Origin of the sequence: Streptomyces sp. NBC_01012 (assembly GCF_045162755.1) — a bacterium.
Taxonomy (GTDB): domain Bacteria; phylum Actinomycetota; class Actinomycetes; order Streptomycetales; family Streptomycetaceae; genus Streptomyces.
In genome coordinates this window covers 4,981,994-5,000,579 of record NZ_CP108688.1, presented here as the reverse complement: position 1 = coordinate 5,000,579, position 18,586 = coordinate 4,981,994, and the positions used below count along the sequence as shown (strand labels likewise).

15 protein-coding genes are annotated in these 18,586 nt (G+C 71.3%); 7 read left to right on the top strand and 8 right to left on the bottom strand.

Going from position 1 to position 18,586, the window contains the following annotated elements; translation table 11 throughout:
- Positions 1 to 41 precede the first annotated feature (41 nt).
- The gene (locus OG623_RS22490) at positions 42 to 902 is read right to left on the bottom strand and encodes a fumarylacetoacetate hydrolase family protein (protein ID WP_406148757.1); all 861 of its coding nucleotides are present in this window, start codon (positions 900 to 902) and stop codon (positions 42 to 44) included.
- A gap of 268 nt (positions 903 to 1,170) precedes the next feature.
- Between OG623_RS22490 and OG623_RS22485 the strand changes: the two genes are divergently transcribed.
- Entirely contained in the window at positions 1,171 to 2,856 is a 1,686-nt protein-coding gene (locus OG623_RS22485; RefSeq protein WP_406148755.1) for a hypothetical protein, read from the top strand.
- A 37-nt stretch (positions 2,857 to 2,893) separates the two neighbouring features.
- Here the strand turns inward: OG623_RS22485 and OG623_RS22480 are convergent, their stop codons facing one another.
- Together OG623_RS22480 and OG623_RS22475 are read right to left on the bottom strand one after the other, a co-directional pair.
- Positions 2,894 to 3,667 (bottom strand): YidC/Oxa1 family membrane protein insertase, encoded by a 774-nt coding sequence (locus tag OG623_RS22480; protein WP_406148754.1) that lies wholly within the window; start codon positions 3,665 to 3,667, stop codon positions 2,894 to 2,896.
- 105 nt (positions 3,668 to 3,772) lie between these two features.
- Positions 3,773 to 4,105, bottom strand: coding sequence for a DUF6412 domain-containing protein (locus OG623_RS22475; protein WP_406148753.1), 333 nt, complete (start codon positions 4,103 to 4,105; stop codon positions 3,773 to 3,775).
- Here OG623_RS22475 and OG623_RS22470 point away from each other — a divergent pair, their 5' ends adjacent.
- Positions 4,106 to 4,378 (top strand): hypothetical protein, encoded by a 273-nt coding sequence (locus OG623_RS22470; protein WP_406148752.1) that lies wholly within the window; start codon positions 4,106 to 4,108, stop codon positions 4,376 to 4,378.
- Positions 4,379 to 4,501: 123 nt separating this feature from the next.
- The gene (locus OG623_RS22465) at positions 4,502 to 5,509 is read left to right on the top strand and encodes a hypothetical protein (protein ID WP_406148751.1); all 1,008 of its coding nucleotides are present in this window, start codon (positions 4,502 to 4,504) and stop codon (positions 5,507 to 5,509) included.
- A 48-nt stretch (positions 5,510 to 5,557) separates the two neighbouring features.
- Here the strand turns inward: OG623_RS22465 and OG623_RS22460 are convergent, their stop codons facing one another.
- From OG623_RS22460 to OG623_RS22450, 3 genes are read right to left on the bottom strand one after another with little or no spacing between them, the layout of a single operon-like run.
- A complete protein-coding gene (locus tag OG623_RS22460; RefSeq protein ID WP_406148750.1) occupies positions 5,558 to 7,099 on the bottom strand; it encodes an extracellular solute-binding protein in 1,542 nt (513 codons plus the stop codon).
- Entirely contained in the window at positions 7,096 to 9,990 is a 2,895-nt protein-coding gene (locus tag OG623_RS22455) for a caspase family protein (RefSeq protein ID WP_406148749.1), read from the bottom strand. Before OG623_RS22455 ends, OG623_RS22460 begins: the two co-directional genes overlap by 4 nt.
- A 5-nt stretch (positions 9,991 to 9,995) precedes the next feature.
- Positions 9,996 to 10,439 carry a hypothetical protein gene (locus OG623_RS22450; RefSeq protein ID WP_406148748.1) on the bottom strand — a complete coding sequence of 148 codons (444 nt, stop codon included), beginning with the start codon at positions 10,437 to 10,439 and terminating at the stop codon, positions 9,996 to 9,998.
- A 236-nt stretch (positions 10,440 to 10,675) separates the two neighbouring features.
- On the opposite strand from OG623_RS22450, the gene OG623_RS22445 reads away from it, so the two are divergent.
- Positions 10,676 to 10,882, top strand: a complete 207-nt coding sequence (locus OG623_RS22445) for a DUF4287 domain-containing protein (RefSeq protein WP_406148747.1) — start codon at positions 10,676 to 10,678, stop codon at positions 10,880 to 10,882.
- A gap of 14 nt (positions 10,883 to 10,896) precedes the next feature.
- Here OG623_RS22445 and OG623_RS22440 read toward each other — a convergent pair whose 3' ends face one another.
- Positions 10,897 to 13,377: a SpoIIE family protein phosphatase gene (locus OG623_RS22440; protein WP_406148746.1), complete on the bottom strand. Its 2,481-nt coding sequence runs from the start codon at positions 13,375 to 13,377 to the stop codon at positions 10,897 to 10,899.
- 178 nt (positions 13,378 to 13,555) lie between these two features.
- Between OG623_RS22440 and OG623_RS22435 the strand changes: the two genes are divergently transcribed.
- On the top strand, positions 13,556 to 14,122 hold the full coding sequence (locus tag OG623_RS22435) for an SMI1/KNR4 family protein (RefSeq protein ID WP_406148744.1): 567 nt from the start codon (positions 13,556 to 13,558) through the stop codon (positions 14,120 to 14,122).
- 69 nt (positions 14,123 to 14,191) lie between these two features.
- On the opposite strand, the gene OG623_RS22430 is transcribed toward OG623_RS22435, so the two are convergent.
- A complete protein-coding gene (locus OG623_RS22430) occupies positions 14,192 to 15,814 on the bottom strand; it encodes an MFS transporter (RefSeq protein WP_406148742.1) in 1,623 nt (540 codons plus the stop codon).
- Positions 15,815 to 15,928: 114 nt separating this feature from the next.
- Here OG623_RS22430 and OG623_RS22425 point away from each other — a divergent pair, with 114 nt between their 5' ends.
- Together OG623_RS22425 and OG623_RS22420 are read left to right on the top strand one after the other, a co-directional pair.
- Complete coding sequence (locus OG623_RS22425) at positions 15,929 to 16,855, top strand: TetR/AcrR family transcriptional regulator C-terminal domain-containing protein (RefSeq protein WP_406148741.1); 927 nt, start codon at positions 15,929 to 15,931, stop codon at positions 16,853 to 16,855.
- 146 nt (positions 16,856 to 17,001) lie between these two features.
- A complete protein-coding gene (locus OG623_RS22420) occupies positions 17,002 to 18,531 on the top strand; it encodes an ATP-binding protein (RefSeq protein WP_406148739.1) in 1,530 nt (509 codons plus the stop codon).
- Positions 18,532 to 18,586: the final 55 nt, after the last annotated feature.

The following is an 18,586-nucleotide window of genomic DNA, read 5'->3' as shown; positions in this document are numbered from 1 at the left end:
ATCCCGGCGGCCGTCCGTACGTCCTGAGGACGCCCTCGCCCTCAGGCGTCCTTGAGTTCCTGGCGCTGGCGCCCCAGTCCCTCGACCTCAAGCTCCACCACGTCGCCGGCCCGGAGGTACGGCTTCGGCTCGGGCCGGCCCATGGCCACGCCCGCGGGGGTGCCGGTGTTGATGACATCGCCCGGGTAGAGCGTCATGAAGTGGCTCAGATAGCGCACGACCTCGCCGACCGGGAAGATCTGCTCGGCCGTGGTGCCGTCCTGCTTCAGCTCCCCGTTGACCCAGAGCTTCAGCGGCAGCGCCTGCGGGTCGGGCACCTCGTCCGCCGTGACGAGCCAGGGGCCCAGCGGGTTGAACGTCTCGCAGTTCTTGCCCTTGTCCCAGGTGCCACCGCGCTCGATCTGGAATTCACGCTCGGAGACGTCGTGCGAGGTCGTGTATCCGGCGACGTGCCCGAGTGCCTCGTCGGCGGAGTCCAGATAGCGGGCGGTGCGGCCGATTACGACGGCGAGCTCCACCTCCCAGTCGGTCTTCCGGCTGCCGCGTGGCACCAGCACCGTGTCCTCGGGGCCGACGACGGTGTCGGGGGCCTTGAAGAACAGGATCGGCTCGTCGGGGATCGCCGCCCCGGTCTCGGCGGCATGGTCGTGGTAGTTCAGCCCGATGCACACGATCTTGCCGATGCGCCCGAGCGGCGGCCCGATCCGCAGGCCCTCCGCGTCGAGCGGGGGCAGGACGTCGGGCGTCTGGGCTGCCTCCCGCACCCGCGCCAGGGCCGAGGCATCGGCGAGGAGCTCGCCGTCGATCTCGGTGACGAGGCCCGAAAGGTCCCGCAAGGTCCCGTTCCGGTCAAGCAGTGCGGGGCGTTCGGAGCCCGCTGTACCCACTCGAAGAAGCTTCAACGGTCCATCTCTCCTTGGTCGAGATCGAGCCCGTCGGTGGGTTGCGGCCAGCGAAAGGCTCGGTTGATCCTCCAAGACATCGGATCACTATGCAAGACCCACCCCGGCAGCACCCCGGCCCGAAACCCGTCGCAGGAGCGGGATTTGGGCCCCGCTATGGGCCTGCGGACCCTGGGACTGGGCCCCGGTCCCGCCGTTATCGTGCAGGTCCCGGCAGGCGTACGGCCCCGGGAACCCGAACGGGCCACGGCGAGCGGCGAGGTGACGCGTGAAGCACAGCGACCGGATACTCCGAGGCCTACGCACGGGCACGGGGCTGGCATCGGCCGAGTACCTGGGTGTGCTGGGAGTCGTCGGCCTCGTGGTCACGGCGCTGCTCGCCACCGGCATCGGCGGCGACATCGCCACCCACACCTCCCAGCAGATCTGCCGCGTCGTGAAGATGGGCGAGGGCTCCGACGGCAGCGAGTGCCTCGATGACAACGATGCCGACAGCGACTCCGACTCCTCCGATCCGGATAAGTCGGACCCCTCGGGCGATGACGACACCGAGACCACGTCCGCGTCGGACGAGGACTCCGGCGACGATTCGGACGACGGCTCCGACGACTCGGAGGACACCTCGGACACGCACGAGGGGAACGCGCTTCCCAGCCTGTGCTTCGAGCCCCGGGAGCGCGTCTCGTCCGTGGACGGCCAGTCGCAGCTCCTGACGAACGACGGTCTGGACCAGCTGGGGCGTGGCGAGGCCGCCGGGATCGGTGCTGTCGCGGCGATCAACTGGGGGTTCGACTATCTGGTCGACTTCATCGCCACGAAGATCAGCAACGAGAAGAACAAGGAGAAGCGGGTCAAGGCGGCGCTGGACGACCTCGCCTACTGCCTTCCGGACTACAACATCGTCATCGCGCAGCCGCACGAGGGAAACCTCCAGCAGATGGACGGTGCGGCGATGATCGAGACGATCGAGATCAGCGGCACGACGTACCGCGTCTACGCGTTCAAGAGCGGCAAGTTCACCTGGTCGGACAAGGCGGACCTCGGCTGGAAGAACCGGGCGTTCCACGGCTACTACGACATCAGCGACGACAAGCGGACGGTCACGTTCGACGAGCCTCCCCGCCCCAAGCGCAAGAAGGACTGGAAGCCCGGCGACGAGGGCTGCCAGATCGAGGGTGAGGAGCTGCCCGACCGGGACCGGTACTACAACACGTACTCCCCCCTGGACTCGGACGGCTCGACCACGGCGGTCCGGATGCTGGTCAACGACCTGCGGCGCTGCTACCCCGACTACAACGTGGTCGCGATGCACTCGGAGCAGAAGTCGCACTGGGTCGACAAGCCGGACACCATGGTCCACGAGGGCCGGTACCGGCTGAACTCCAACGAGTACTACGAGGACGAGGAAGGCGACGACATCGAGTCGGGCCGCGCCGTGTTCGATGTGTACGTCTTCGACAAGGGCACCTTCAAGAACGACGGCGACGGCGGTTTCATCAACTGGGCCCTCTACGGCGACCTCACCCGCGACGGGATGGAGGCCTCCTTCGAGAAGCCGGACCCCGCCGACCTGGACGCCGATTCCATCTTCAACGGCACGGAGTCGGTCAACTTCAACGACGGGTCGCCGAAGTACACGGACGGGACGTACCCCGGCACCGACTTCTCCGGCAAGAAGCCGAAGGACAAGGCCGAGCTGACCCACTCGCTGCTCGACGAGTACAGCAAGGCCTTCCCCGGCAAGAACATCATCACGGCCAAGTCCTTCAACGATCTCTCCTTCGCCGGGGTGTCCGGCCTGGAGCACCTCGCCGAGGTGGACGGTGTCGACATCTTCTCCATCGAGGACGGGACCATCGCCAACAACGGTGACGGCGGCTGGAAGAACTGGGGCTTCACCGGCCACTACAACTACGACGAGGACGGCAAGAAGGTCACCTTCAGCAGCAAGTGACCGCCGCGCTTCCCCCTTCTCTCCCCCTCCCCGGCGCCTACGGGGTGACCGCCACGGCCGGCTCCTTCGCCGGGGCGGTCTCCCGGTAGAGGCAGGCGCGCTCGATGGCGGTCCAGGTGGTGCTGGTGACGATGTACAGCGCGGCAGCGAGCGGCACGTAGGCGACGGAGAGGAGGGTCAGGAAGGACATCAGCGGCATGACCTTCGTCATCGCGCCCATGCCGGGGACGGGCTGTCCGTCCGGGCCTGTGGCCGGTGTCACGGGGTTCGCGGCCATCTGGCGCTTGGTGCGGCCGTAGTTGAACGTGGCGACGGCGGCGACGATCACGAAGAGCCCGAGGTAGACGAGCCCCTGCTCCCCGAAGGGGCCGCCGTCGGCGAGCGCGTTGTGCCAGCGTTCGCCGAGCGGGGCTCCGAAGAGTTCGTGGCCGAGCAGCGCATTGGGGTCGCCGCCGATCTTCTGGCTGGAGAAGAGGTGGTAGAGCAGGAAGAAGGCCGGCATCTGGAGCAGGCTCGGCAGGCAGCCGGAGAGCGGTGAGACCTTCTCCTTCGCGTGCAGCTCCATGAGCGCCTTCTGCATCCGGTCAGGGTTCTTGGCGTGCTTCTTGCGCAGCTCGGCGATCTGCGGCTGAAGCTTGGTGCGGGCCTTCTGCCCACGGGCCGCCGCCCGCGAGAGCGGATGGACGGCGAGGCGTACGAGGGCGGTGAACAGGACGATCGCGGCGGCGGTGGACGCCGTCTGGAAGAGCGGGTGGAGCGCGTCGGCGAATGCGCCGACCAGGCTCGCGAAAGCGGACATGAACGCGGACATGGGTGAGCCCTCCGGGGGTCTCGTCGTGCCGGGGAGTGACGACCGGTGCGGTCGTGGTGAACTCGGCAGGACGACCCGCGCAGGGGGTCGTGGAAGATGCGCCCTCTACGCGGCCGTCAGGAGGGCGGCCCCGGGTGCTCGGGGCCTGGTGCGGCCCCGGGCGTCGGGGTCACGCTGCGGGAGGAAGGCGGTGCGCTTCTCCCGGTCGCGGATGGCTGTGCGCACTCTCGTACGGGGTACGGGGCAGGCGCAGCGCGCGCTGATGACGGAGCAGACGAGGAGCGCCGAGCCGGCGGCCGCGGTGGCGGCGAGCGCGACGGCGGCGGAGAGGCTGCCGCCCTCGGCGAGGAGCACCTCGGCGAGGAACAGGACGACGAAGGCGGCGGGCCGGAAGAGGCGGGCGACCGCACGGCGTACACGGTTCATGTCGTCGTTCATGTGCCCTCCTTCCCGCTCGGCGTCCTCGATGGTGTCCTTCAGCCGTTATACACGATCGGTGTCCAGCGGCTGAAGGAGCCGGCGGGCACCGACGGCGCCGTGCTGCTGTCGGCCGCGATGGCGCTCGTGGGCGCGACGGCGCTCGTGGGCGCGATGGCGCTCGTGGGCGCGACGGCGCTCGTGGGCGCGACGGCGCTCGTGGGCGCGATGGCGCTCGTGGGCGCGATGGCGCTCGTGGGCGCGATGGGCGTCCTGTTCCCGCGGGAGCGCTGAGCGTCCCCCTCGCCGCCTCCACCACAGGAGCGCCGAGTGTTCTCCCAGCCGTCCTCCCGCCTTCATCAGCGCTCCGGTCCGCTCCCTCTCACCTCGCCCCCGTCCCGCAGTACCGTGTGGTCCATGCGCCCCGACACGCCTGCCGACCACATCACCGAAGCCGAGCGCCTGCTGCGCACCGCGGCGCAGTATCCCGAGGACCACGAACCGCTGTTCCTCCAGGCCGCGGCCCATCTGGAGCTCGCCGGTGAGCGTGCTCGCGCGAGCACGCTCTATGACGAACTGCTCGGATCAACCGAAACCCCCATCGAGCACCCACACCTGGTCAAAGCACTCAAAGCGGCCAATCTGTGGGAGTACGGCCACGAGGCGGAGGCCCGCGCGATCATCGACGGGATCCGCGCCGCCGGTCCGCTCGACGCCGCCCCCTGGGAGATCGCCGCGGAGACCCTCGAAGCGCACGACGAGCTGGAGGCGGCCCACGATTTCTTCTCGACCGCGCTGACGCTACTGCTCTCGCCCGGCGATGAAGTCCCGTACTCCGTCCAGTCGCTGGTGACCGGGCGGCACCGGGTGCGCAGGCTGATGGGCGTCGCCCACGACGCGTGGGACGAGCTGGCCGACACCCTGCACACGGCCGCCGTACCCCTCGACGAGCTGCACGACCCGAAGCGTCTGTGGTCGCTCGGCTCCTCGGACCCGGGCGAGCTCCAGGCGGAGATCAACCGGCTCCGCGCCGAACTGGGCACCTACCGCAGCGCGTTGTCCCGCCCGTTCCCCGTCGCGGTGCTGCGGTGGCCCGAGGACGAGCTGCGCGAACTCCTCGCCGCCTACCCGGAGCTGTCCCAGGAGTACCTCTCGCACCAGGACCATCTGGCGCGCCTGGAGGCGGCGTTGCGTGACCTGCATGCCACGGGCACGCCGAATCTCGGCATCGTGACGGGCACGGTCCCCTCCTACGAGGCGTTCGCCGCGTCGGAGGCCGCGTCCCCCTCAGACCCCGATCTGCTCCCCCAGTACGCCACGACGCTGGCGGCCCGTGGCCGTGCCGTCCCGTGGCCCCCGGCGCGCAGCGCGGCGTGCTGGTGCGGCGAGGAGCGTGCGTACCGCGAGTGCCACGGAGCGGGCTGAGGGCTCGGGCAGGGCACATCCCCCCGGCTCACCTTCCGCCCCGGCTCGTCACCTGCCCGCGAACACGTCCCGCAGCTCCTTGTCGAGGCCCTTGGCGGCCTCGGCGGTGTCGGGTCGCTCCTCGGCCAGCAGCGCGTGCACCCGGGACTGCAACACCTGTGTGAACGCGCCGTAGTAGGGGGTGCGCGGCCGCTGCACCGCTTCGGTCAGTGCCGCGCCGAGTATCCGGATGTACGCGGCGCGCGCCTGGGCCCCCTGCCCCCTCGGGCCGCCCTCCCCTGTGCCGGCCGCCGCCTTCGGCGCGTCCTCCCCCGCCGGGCGGAGCGCGGCGGCGACGCGGGGCCAGCAGGGCTTCGCCGCGCTGCCGTACGCGGAGGCCCGGGTCGCGGCGAAGCCCGCGTCGAGCAGGCAGCGTTCGCTCTCGCGCGAGGTGAGGAAGGCAACCAGCGCGCGGGCGTTCGTGGCGCGGGGTGAGTCGGCGGTGACGGCGAGATTCTGCCCGCCGAGCACGGCCTTCCCCGGCAGCGGGTTGACGGCGTAGGCCTTCGGGTCCATCAGGCTGCCCAGGGCCCCGTACGCGTACGGCCAGTGGCGCAGGAAGACGGCGCGGCCCTCGGCGAAGTCGGTGAGGGACGCCGTCTCGTCGGAGCTGAGCGCCGCGGGCTGCACCATGCCCCGTTCGACGCGGTCCAGAAGCGAGTCGAGCCCTTTCTTCAGCTCGGTCGGGCTGGAGCTGTACTTCCCCTCGCTGTCGGTGAGTTCGACGCCTGCGTCGGCGAACGCCTCGACGGTGTTGACGGTCAGCCCCTCGTACTGCTTCAACTGCGTGGTCCAGCCCGCGCGTTCGTCGCTGCGGACCGGGTTGAGCCCGAGGGTCTTGACGGAGGCGTAGAGCTGGTCCCACGTCCAGTGGGCGTTGGGCTGTTTGTCGACCGCGATGTCGGCCTTCGTCAGGAGGTCGGGCCGGTAGTAGAGGAGGCCCACATCGGTGTTGAACGGCCGGGCGTAGGAACGGTCCTTCCATACGGTGGTGGCAAGGACCCGCCGGATGAAGTCGCGGTCGTCGTCGGCCGCGGGGCCCGTCTCCTGGACGGGCATGGGCCGGATCAGGCCGGCCTCGGCGAATTCCGGGATCCAGGTGATGTCGAGGTTCACCACGTCGTAGCGTGCGCTGCCCGACTGGAGGGCGCCGAGGAGCTGGCTGCGCTGCTGGTCCGCGCCGCCGGGCAGCTCGACGAGCTTGGCCTGCTGGGCCTTCGAGCCGGCGTGCCTGCGGTTCCACTCCTCTATGAGCTGCTGGCGCACGCTCCCGGAGCCGGTGACATCGAGCCCGCTGGCGACGACGATGGGCCCTTCGGCCGCCGGCTTCCCGTCGCCGGACTCCTGCGCGCCGCCCCCTGGCCCTCCCCCCGTACAGGCGGCGGAGACCAGCGTGAGCAGGCAGCCGAGAGCGAGCGCCACCCTGACCCGGCGGGTACGGGCGCGGGTGCGGGTGCGGGCACGGATGCAGGTACGGGTACGGGTCCCGGTGCGGTCGTGCGTGCCATCGTGCGTGCCGTCGTGCGTGTGGTGGTGGTCTCCGTAGGTCATTCCGCGTCCCCCGTACCGGTCTTGGCGACCTCCGCCGCCAGCTCGGCCGCGATGTCGTCGGCCGGGTCGAGGCAGCGTCCGCCACTCGCCCCCGCGAGCCGCTCGCCGAATCTGCCGGGTGTGCACGCACCGTCCTGGAGGGAGACCGTCACGATCCTGACCAGCGGTGTACTCGCCGCCTCCCGGACCAGCCGCTTCTGGTCCTTGTCCCCGACGGCTTCGAAGTCCTCGCCATCGGTGACCAGGACGAGGAGCCGTGGCTGTTCCACCCCGGTGGAGCCGCCGCGCAGGGTGCCGAGCGCCGTGTCCAGACCCGGCGCGATGCGGGCGTCGTAAGCGGCGGTACGCGTGCCGGCGACGGCCTTCTGCGCACCTGCCCTGGTGTTCGGCCCGAACGGCACGAGTTCCGCGACGGGCTCCCCTTCGCCCACAGCCGCCGTCAGCACCCCGTACGAGTCCCCGGCGCCCAGGGAGCTCATCGAGCGGGCCACCAGTTCCTTGGCGCCGCCGGTGCCGTCCCAGACCCGTTTGTCCTCCATCGAGGTCGAGTTGTCGAGGAGATACAGCACCCTGCCCGGCCCGAGGGCCCCCCGGTAGCGGCTCAGGGTGTCGCTCAGCGACGCGGAGACGTCGACGCCCGGGGCGGTCGTCGGGAGCCGTTCACGCACGGCCGTCGTGTTGTCCTCGCTCCGCAGCACCGAGTCGTCGGCGGGCGGCGCGGGGGCACCCTCGTCGACACCCCGGAAACCGTCGTCGGTGAAGCACCTCTGCGCGTCCGGGTCCGTGGCCAGCCAGTCGTAGAAGTCCTCGACGGCCGCCTTACGCGCGTCGGCGTCCCGGTCGGCCCCGGCCCAGGTGACACGGACGAAGGGGAGGTCCAGCATCGGCACATCGGAGGGATAGTGGGCCACCCGGTGCGCCAGCGCCTCCGTCGCACAGCCGGGCCGGCCAGGCTCCCCCGCCGACAGGTTGAACTGCGCGAGGGTCTGCTCCGGCACGAGTACGGCCGCCCGGTCCTCCAGGCTGTTGTGCGCACCGTCGGCCAGTACGCACATGAGTTCCCGCGCCGTGGAGGGCATCGGCCGCAGCGCCTGCGCCATGCCCTGCTCGACCGTGGCCGCGTGCCCGGAGCCGGACGAGGCGTAGAGGGCGTCGGTCGCCAGCAGGGCGCCCTCGGTGTCCTCGGGGTCGGGGCGCAGGATCTCGACCTTCTGGGCGGCTTCGAGCCCGGTGACGATCGCGTCGAGCGGATCGTCGGTCTGGAGGGACTGCGCCAGGGCCATGGTGTCCGGCACTCCGAGGACCATCGGGGTGTAGGCGACGGAGCCGAGCCGGTCGAGGTCCACCACGCTGCTCCCCGCCCGGCTCCCGGACCCCTCATCGGACCCCTCACCGGACTCCCCGCCGGGTTCAGCACCGGGCTCCCCGCCGGGTCCAGCACCGGGCTCATCGGCTCCGGCCTCGCTCCCGGCCGGGACCCCCTCGCCGCTCGCTCCGCCGCCGCTCGCCCCGTCGGCCGTCGCCCGCTGCCACGCGCTGCCCGCGGCCGGGATCCAGATGTCCGGCTGTGCGCCGACGTCCCGCTGGGGCCGAGGGCAGTCGCCGGACTCGGGGCAGGTCGCGGGCGGTTCCTGCCAGAGCGAGGAGGACCGCAGGGCCGCGACGGCGTCGGTGGCCTTGGCGTCGTACACATTGATGCCGACGGTCCGGCAGCCGTCGCCGTCCCGCTTGGGGTAGGCGTCGGCGGCCTTCTGCACGGTCGGCCGCAGATCGGGGTCGGTGAGCACGCGCAGCTCCAGGGGTGACGCGCAGGCGCCGCCGGAGGAGGAGCCCAGGACGTACCAGGTGCCGGCCCCGGCGAGAGCGACGACGCCGACCAGGGCCGCGGCGGTCGTACGCGTCATACGGCGCGCCAGGACCGGAAGCAGGCGGCGCGCCAGGTCCGGGGCGGGCAGCCGCGCCCACCACGCGGCGGCCCGGGTCCGCCAGGTGCCCCCCGGTTCGGGCTGCGGACCTGGCAACGGTACGGGGGCGGGGTCCGGGTCCGGGTCCGGATCCGGATCCGGCAGACGCGGAGGGGGTGCAGGACCCGGTCCTGGTGTGGGTGCCGGCTCCGGCTCCGGGTCCGCCGCGTGGGCGAGCACCACGTCGTCGCCGTGCCGGCGCTCGTCCGGGATCCACTGGTGTCCGTCGATGGCCTTCAGCGGCGCCATCGCCTCGCGTATCCCGGCGACGATCCGGGTGAAGGTGACCGGCTCGCCCTCGCCCGTGGTCAGCAGCCGGTGGAGGGCCGCCGTGAACTCCGTACCCGTACGGGGATCACCGGGCGGGATCTCCACGCCCCGCTCCGCCGCGGTGAGCAGGGCGAAGTTCTGCCCGGCGGCCGGGTTGAAGGCCCCGAGCGCATTGCCTGCGAAGCAGCAGTCGAGGATGACGACGACCCAGTCGGCGCTGGCTTTGCGCAGGTCCGGCATGACGTCGCCGCGCCAGGACAGGGTGTCGACGAAGGGGTGCTCGGGGTCCTGAGTGACCCCCGAGTCGGTGAACATCAGGTTGAGGTCGCTGCCGTCGGGGCGCACGATGCCGTGCCCGGCGAAGTAGACGACCAGCAGGCCGGTCACGTCCTTGCGGGCCGCGGTGAGCGCCGCACGCACCTGGAGCGGATCGACGGTGGCGTTCGGGCCGCCGGCGCCGTCCGCGGGGATCACGACGAGGTCCTCCGCGGCGAGAACCCCGGTGTGTTCGGCGGTCAGGGCCTCGCGCATGAGGCGGAGGTTGGTGGCGACGGCCGGAAGGTCGTTCCGCGTGCCGGTGTAGTGCTCCACCCCGATGAGTACGGCCCTGTGCCGCTTCGCTCCGTTCCCCCCGCCGCGCGTGTCGTACGGCGGCACGGCCGTTAGACCTCTCCGGGCTCGTCGTCGCCGCCATGGGCATCGTCGTCGGTGTCGCGGCTCAGGCCGGCACCCGGCCCCTGGGGCGGCCCGTCCAGGGTGACGCGTGGGGCCTCCTCCGGGCCGGCGAACCGGCGGCGGTTACGCAGCCAGGTCTCCACCGACCGCCATGCGTTCTCGGCCACGGAGCGCGCCATCTCGGCGGAGACGACCAGGATGATGTCCTGGATCAGCTCGCCGCCCATCGCCTCGGACTGCGTGGGCGAGTCCGCACGGACCAGGGCCACTTCGCCGCGCTCCAGCGCGTCCTCCAGGACCGGCGCGTTCCTCAGCCAGATGTCCAGGGCTTCGAGGTCGTCGCGCCGGGTGTGCGTACCGACGAGGCCGATCCGTAACTCGACCCTCTCCTGCCCCTGTTTCCGCACGCCTGTGTCCGCCCCGTCCGTCATGCTGCTGCCCCCATCGGCCCCGTGGCCCTCACGCGCACCCTCGACCCCGTGAGGGCGAGGATCACTGAACACCGAAGTATTTCACGGGTGTTGACACGGGGCACCCCTCTGTTCCGCTTCATCTGGCGGTCGTTGTGCGCCGACCGATCAGTTACGCGCCCGTCGGCAGTCATAAGAGCTGACAGACACCGGACCACCCGGGAAACACCCGGCCACCGAGGACAGGAACGAGAGACATGACCGCAGAAGTGAAGGGCCCCGCGAGCTACTTCCCCGCGATCGAGAAGAAGTACGGCCGCCCGGTCATGGAGTGGAAGGGCCTCATCCGGTCCTCCCCCCTGACCAAGCACATGGAGCTGGTCGCCTGGCTCAAGGCCGAGCACGGCATGGGCCACGGCCACGCCAACGCCTTGGTCGCGCACACACTCGCGGAGGACAAGTAGTCCCGATCACCTCCTCAGCCCCCTTCTGCCCCCTGCGCCCCTCGCACCCCTTCCTCCCCCTGCACCCCTTCCTCTCCCTGTACCCCTGGCGCTCCTTCCTCCGGCATCGTCTGCTCCGACCACACAGTCTTGCCGTCGGGGGCGTACCGGGTACCCCACAGCGAGGCGAGCCGGGAAATGATGAACAGGCCCCGCCCGCCCTCGTCGACCGCTCCGGCGTACTTCATGTACGGGGCGGTGGTGCTGCCGTCCCGGATCTCGCAGGTCAGGCCCCGGTCGCGGATGAGGCGCAGCTCCACGGGCGGGCTCCCGTAGCGCACGGCGTTGGTCACCAGCTCGCTGACGATCAGCTCGGTCGCCTCCCCGGTCTCGCCGTCCACGTGCCAGCCGGCCAGCGTGCCGGCCGTCAGCCGGCGGGCGGTGGAGGGCGCCGACCTGTCGTACGGGAGCTCCCAGGCGGCGTACCGGTCCTCGGGCATCGCATGGATCCTGGCCAGGAGCAAGGCGGAGCCCCGGAGTTCGGCGGAGTCGGGCAGGGCGTAGGCCACCGCGTCGCAGAGTTCCCGCAGCGGGCGCTCCGGGCGGGCGAGCACCTGACGCAGCACACCCTCCGGGATCTCGGCGTGGCTGCGCAACGCACCGCTGTACAACGCGAGCAGGCTACCGGCCCGGACCGGGAAGGAGGCCGCGGCGACGGGGCCACGGGCGACGGCGCCGAGCGGCGGACCCTGCGGCACGCTCGTCACGGCAGCGGTGCCGTCGGGACCGATGAGCAGGGGCGCCGGATGCCCGGCGGAGGCCACGGTGCAGGTCCTGGCGAAGGGGTCGTACACGGCGTACGCACAGGTCGCGCTCAGCGGTTCCCGGTGCAGCGGGTCGCTCTTCGGCAGCTCGGCCCGCTCCTGCGCCAGCCGGGCCGCGGTGTCGTACAGACGGGCGAGCAGTTCGTCCGGTTCCAGGTCGAGGGCGGCGAGTGCGTGGACGACGGTGCGCAGCTGTCCCATGGCGGTGGCTCCCTGGATGCCCTCCTCGGCCACCTCCCCGATGACGAGGGCGGTACGGGCCCCGGGCAGCGCGATCGTGTCGAACCAGTTGCCCGCGCTGCCGCCCGGGAGCAGCAGATGGTTCGTCTCGACGGCGGGCTGGGGCGCCGGGCGCTGGGGCAGCAGCCGGCGCTGGAGGGCGCTGGCGATGGTGTACTCGTGCACGTAACGGCGGGCGTTGTCGATGGCCAGAGCGGCGCGGGAGCCCACCGCCGCCGCCACGCGCATGTCGTCCTCGGTGAAGGACTCGGAGTCGCCGCAGCGGTAGAGGCTCACCAGCCCGAGGACGGCTCCGCGCAGTGCCACGGGCACCAGCAGGAGCGAGTGGGCGCCGGTCTCCTTGATGGAGCGCGCACGCGCGGGGTCGGCGTCGGCCCAGGGCGCGTCCTCGACCGGGACGACGCGGGCCCGCAGGTCGGAAAGACCGCGCTGGAAGGGCGTACCCGGCGGCACCGCCCGCACATCGCCGACCGGATGGGCGGACACGTTGCCGCCGCCGTACGCGGCGCGGCGCAGCGGTACGTCGCGGCCCAGCGGCGCCGGCTGCGGGGGCTCACCGCGCAGAACCGCGTCGACGACCTCGACGACGCCGACGTCCGCGTAGAGCGGGACCAGCGCCTCGACGACATCGCGGCAGGTGGCCTCGATGTCGAGCGTACGGCCGACGCTGTTGCGTACCGCGGCGAGCGCCTGGCTCCGGACGCGGCGCCTCACCCGCTCGGTGACGTCCTCCACCGCGACGGAGACACCCAGCACGGGGCCATGGGCGCCCTGCCGCGCCCCGTACCCCTCCTGGAGCCGGAACGCCGTGAGGGAGAGGGTGCGCCGCCCGCCTGGTACGTCACCGGGGCGGGCCCGGAACGAGCGCTCGACACCCGGCACCCCGGTGCGCAGGACCTCCCGTACGTAGCTCTCCACCCGCTCGGGGTCCTCGAAGGCGCACACCTCACGGAACTGGCGCCCGCGCAGCCGCTCGGTCTCGTCCGTGCCGGGGCCCGCGGAGGAGTCGCTGATGCGAAGGAGCCGGAGCTCGGGGTCGAGCACGAGGACGCGTACGCGGTCCTGCGTGAACATCACGTCCAGCAGCGCCTTACCGACGGGATCCGCCCCGTCCCCCGCACCCGCATCGCCCTCCCGCACGGCCCAACGCGCCCCGGCGAGGGGCTCTAGCCGCAGGCCTGCACCGGCGCCCGTGTCGCCCGCGCCTGTGTCGCCCGCGCTCTTCCCGTCATTGCCGCCGCCGTCACCGTCACCACGCCCGTCGCCGCCGCCACGGGCGTCACCGGTCTCTCCCTCATCGCCGACCGCACGCCGGGTGTCACGGGCGAGTACGTCCATCAGGTGCATGCCCAGCGCATCGGCGGTGGCCGGCCCGAAGCGCTCCTCGGCCGCCCGGCTCCACCCGGTGACCAGCCCGGCGCCGTCCACGACCATCAGGGGCGCATCAGCCATGAGCCCAGCTCCTTCGCCGCCCGTCGCGGGGCCCGGCGCGGGCGCCCGGGCGAGCAGGTCTCCGCACACGTGGACACGTACGCACCCAGCATCGGCCCCGGGCTCACAGGCCGCTACCGGAGCGGGCGGCGGCTTCTCGCGGGTCCGTGTTGTCGGTGGGGCCGCATAGCCTGCGTCCATGAACGACGACATGGGCCGGACCGACCGCGACTTCCCGGCAGCCCTGGCCGAGGTGGCCGGGGTCGACTTCCACGACGACCGCTACCTCACCGCCGACGCGGGCGGGTACGAGTACCTCCGCTTCGACTTCGAGCCGAGCGCGGACTTCGAGTCCGCCGAGTGGACGACCGATCTCTTCCGGAACTGGACGGGAAACCCGGAAGTGGACGGCGACGCCTACCTCGTCTTCGGCCAGGACGGCTCGGGCGGTAAGGCCATGATCTGGCGTGTCAGGCCCGACCGGCCCCTCGCCGACCAGCCGATCGTGTTCCTGGGCTCGGAGGGTGAGCGCGGCGTGGTGGCGGGCAGCCTCTCCGACTTCCTCTGGGTCCTGGCCGACGGCTACGGCCCGATGGAGGCAGCCGAGGCCGGGGCCGACGACTTCGCATCCGAGCCCGACGAGCTCCTGACCCGCATCGCCGAGCGCCACGCGACGACGCCGCGCCGTACGGCGAAGGAGATCGTCACCGAGGCCCGGGCGGAGTTCCCGGCCTTCTCGGACGACATCGACGCGCTCTGCCGCTGAACCGACGGTCGGCCGACACGGCTCCGCCCACCGACACGCTGCCAGCCGCGGCCGCCCGGCCCCCGTCGATCAGCTTGCCACAGCCGTCGGACGGCTGTCCCCGTCGTGCTCCGAGGCTGGTGGCACGGTCCCTGCCGGCCTGCCCAGGCCCCGCAGGAAGCCGGCCGACAGGACACCCGCCCCCGCCATGACCACGGCCGCGCCGATCGCCGCGATGCCCAGCCCGTGTGTGAACGCCTCACGCGCGGCCGACAGCACGGTGTCCGCCGTCGCCGCCGGCAGCTCAGCCGCGACCGCCGCCGCGCCGCCCAGGGTCTCGCGTACCGCGTCGGCGTGCGGTGTCCCGGCCGGCAGGGCGTGGGCCATGTCCCGGCTGTAGACCGCGGCGCCGATGGAACCCAGGATCGCCATGCCCAGGGCCCCGCCCAGCTCCTGGCCCGATTCGAGCACGGCCGCCGCCGAACCCGCGCGCTCCGGCGGGGCCGCGCCCAGCGCGAGTTCGTTGGCGAGGGTCATGGCGGCGACCAGCCCACCCGCGTACACGGCGCCGCCGGCGAGGGAGAACCACAGCGGGGAGTCCGTACGCACCTGTGCGAGCCAGAGGAACCCGCAGGCGGCGAGCAGGAACCCGCCGCCCATCACGTACGCACGGTCGGTCCGCTGCGCGAGCGCGGCCCCGGTCGGCGCCATAAGCGCCACACCCGCGGCCGGCACCAGGCTCCACAGGGCGGCGGTGAGGGGGCTCTGGCCGAGCACGGACTGCAGGTACTGGGTGAAGAAGACCGCCATGCCCACCGTGGCGAACATCGCGAGCAGATTGGCGAGCACCGGCCCGCCGAAGGCCCGCCGTCCGAGCAGGCCGAGGTCGATCATCGGATGGGCGAGGCGCCGCTGCCGGTGCACGAAGACGGCGCCGAGCACCAGACCCGCGACGACGCAGAGCGCGGGCAGCGGTTCGTAACCGTGCCGGGCCCACTCCTTGATGCCGTAGATGACGGCGAGCAGGGCGCCCAGCGAGAGCAGCGCACTGAGCAGGTCGAAACGGCCGCCGCGGGTGCCGGTCGCGGTCTCCGGCACCAGGAAGGGGACCAGCAGGAGCAGCAGCACCATGGCGGGCAGATTGATGAGGAAGACCGAGCCCCACCAGAAGTGTTCGAGCAGCAGCCCGCTGACGACGGGCCCCAGCGAGATGCCGGTGGTCATGACACCGGTCCAGAGGGTCACCGCCTTCGCGCGCTGCCTCGCGTCGAGGAAGAGGTTACGGATCAGGGCGAGGGTCGAGGGCATGAGGGCAGCCCCGCCGAGCCCCAGCAGCGCGCGTACGCCGATGAGCACTTCGGCGGAGTGCGCGTAGGCGGCAGCCACCGATGCCGCACCGAAGACGGCGGCACCGGCCAGGACGAGCGTGCGCCGCCCGATGCGGTCACCGAGGTCGCCCATGACGATGAGCAGGCCGGCGAGGACGAAGCCGTACATGTCCAGGATCCACAACTGCTGTGTGGCGCTGGGCTCCAGGTCCTGGCTGATGTAGGGGATCGCGAAGTAGAGGACGGACACGTCCATCGAGACGAGGAGCAGCGGCAGCATCAGGACGCCGAGGGCGGTCCATTCCTTGCGGCCGGCGAGGGGCCCGGGGGCGCCCTCCGCGTGCTCGGTGTTCTGGGCGCGCTGGGTGCGCTGGGTGTTCTCCATGCACAGCACGGAAGCGCGACGCCACGTACACCGCAAACAGCAACCTAGTGCACCGCTGCAAACCCCCACCTGTAGGGCCCATCACCTCCCCAGGTGCACTAGTACGCTATGCCCATGACCACGGAACCGCCCTACCTCCGCATCGCAGGAGAGATCCGCCGCCGCATCGCCTCGGGCGAGCTCCGCCCGGGGGACCCGGTGCCCTCCACACGCCGGATCACCCAGGACTGGGGCGTCGCGATGGCCACGGCGACGAAGGCCCTGGGCGCGCTGAACCAGGAAGGGCTGGTGCGCGCGGTGCCCGGCGTCGGCACGGTGGTCGCGGAGCACAGCCGGCAGCGCGCGACGGCTCCAGGACGACAGCTCAGCCGGGAGCGCATCATCCGTACGGCGATCGCGCTGGCCGACGAGGAGGGCCTCGGCGCACTCTCGATGCGGCGCCTGGCGACGGAGTTCGGCACGTCCACCATGGCGCTCTACCGCCACGTCCCGAGCAAGGGCGAGCTGGTCCGGCTGATGTCCGAGGCGGTGTTCGGCAGCGGCCCGCCCGCCCCGCAACCGACGGGCTGGCGCCCCCTGCTGGAGCGGGAGGCTCGCTGGCTGTGGAAACAGTACGAGCAACACCCGTGGCTGGCACGGGCCATGGCCGGCATCACCCGCCCCATGGCCGCCCCGAACGCCATGCACTATCTCGAACGCGTCCTGAGCGCACTGACGGGCCTCGGCCTCACCCCGGAACAGATGCTGCACACCCACCTCACGGTGCTCGGATACGCCCAGGGCATCGCGATGGCGGTGGAGCTGGAGTCCCAGGCGCGGCAGGACAGCGGCATGACGGCGGACGAATGGATGACGGCGACCGAACCACGGATGGAAGCGATCCAGACGGCCACGGCATACCCGGTCCTGTCCACGCTCTTCGACGACGACGCCGGCAACGGCTTCGGACTGGACCTGAACGCCCTCTTCGAGTTCGGCCTGGCGCGCGTGCTGGACGGGGTGGAGGCGCTGGTGGCGGGGGTGCGAGGGACATCGGCTTAAAGCCACGGTGCACGGAATCTGATCAGCCTCTGGCCGAATTCACCGGGGATTCCCCTATGTCGCACCTTTGCAATACGATCACATTCAACAACTAGCTTCGGGCCACTCCCCCACACAGGCCCCGTTTCGTCTGTGCGAGGAAGCCCATGCCGCCCTACCAGCCGTCTGCGGACTGGCAGTACGAGATCCCGACGGCCGGCAGCAAGCGGCTGCCGCCCGCCGCCCGTTACGTCGAATCGCTGACGCACCAGGGGTACGGATTCGAGGCGGCGATAGCCGACCTCGTCGACAACTCCATCGACGCGGGTGCGCACAAAGTCGTCATCAGTTTCCTGCGCGACGAGGACCGGCTGGTCAGCCTCCTGGTCATCGACGACGGACAGGGCATGAACGACGAGGCGCTCGACACCGCGATGACGGTGGGCGGACGGCAGAACTACGGAAAGAACTCGCTCGGCCACTTCGGCGCGGGCCTCAAGGCCGCGTCCCTCTCGCACGCCGACTCGCTCACGGTGATCAGCCGGACCAAGCGCAGCCCGTCCGCCGGCCGCCGGTGGCTGACAGCTCGCGCCCAGGCCGATTTCACCTGCGACATCGTGGACCCCGGCTACTGCCAGGACCTCGTCGACCGTTACGACGGCCTGATCGAATGGCAAGGCACAATCGTCCGCTGGGACAAGGTCCGCGCCTTCGACACGGTCACCGCTGGGCAGGCCGACCGCTATCTCGACGACGCGATCGAGAAGCTGGAGACCCATCTCGGGCTTCACCTGCACCGTTTCCTGACCGACGACGCTTTCCACGTCGATATCGTGGTTGAGGATGTGACGACCAAGGAGGAGCTCGACCACCGGGGCGTCGAACCGATCGACCCGTTCGGCTATCGCGTCCCAGGCCGGGCCGGCTATCCGCGCACGTACACCGCTCCTGTCGAGGGCATCGGTGACGTGGAGCTGACCGCGCACATCTGGCAGCCGAAGTCCCCACTGGTGAGCTTCCGCGGGATCGGCCCGCTCGCCGAGCGGCAGGGCTTCTACATCTACCGCAACAACAGGCTTGTGCAGGCCGGTGGCTGGAACAGCACCCGCAGCGCCGAGGGCCACCTCGCGCTGGCCCGTATCGCGATCGACCTGCCGGCCGAGGCGAACGACGTCTTCAGTCTCACGGTCAAGAAGGACGGTGTGACGGTCACCCCCGCCTTCGGGCGAGGGCTCGAACGGGCAACTGACGCGGCGGGGAACGGCTTCGCCGATTACGTCCTGGAGGCGCAGACGACGTACAGGGAAGCCGCCAAGCGGACCACCGAAGTGACCCGTGACGCCGTCATCCCCGCAGGCAAGGGCCTCGATCCGAAACTGCGGCGGGTCCTCCGGGATGAGCTGCCAGAGCTGAGGGGGGAAGATCCGATCACTTTCCGCTGGGTGCCCCTGGCAGCAGACCTGTTCTTCGAACTCGACCGCGAAGAACGCGAGATCAGGCTGAACAAGTTGTATCGGCCTGCCTTCAACGGCGGGCGCAGAGGCGGCCTCAACGACGCCCCGGTCGTCAAGAGCATGCTCTACCTCATGGTCGAGGAGATCTTCCAGAAATCACGGGTCAGGGCCGTGCGCGCCGACAAGATCGCCCTGTGGAACGCCGTCCTGGTCACGGCGGCTCGCTGCGAACTGTCCCGCTGAGCCCCACCCTGCCGCTTGTACTTCTGGCATCTCCCGATCACCCGAGGAAGCACAC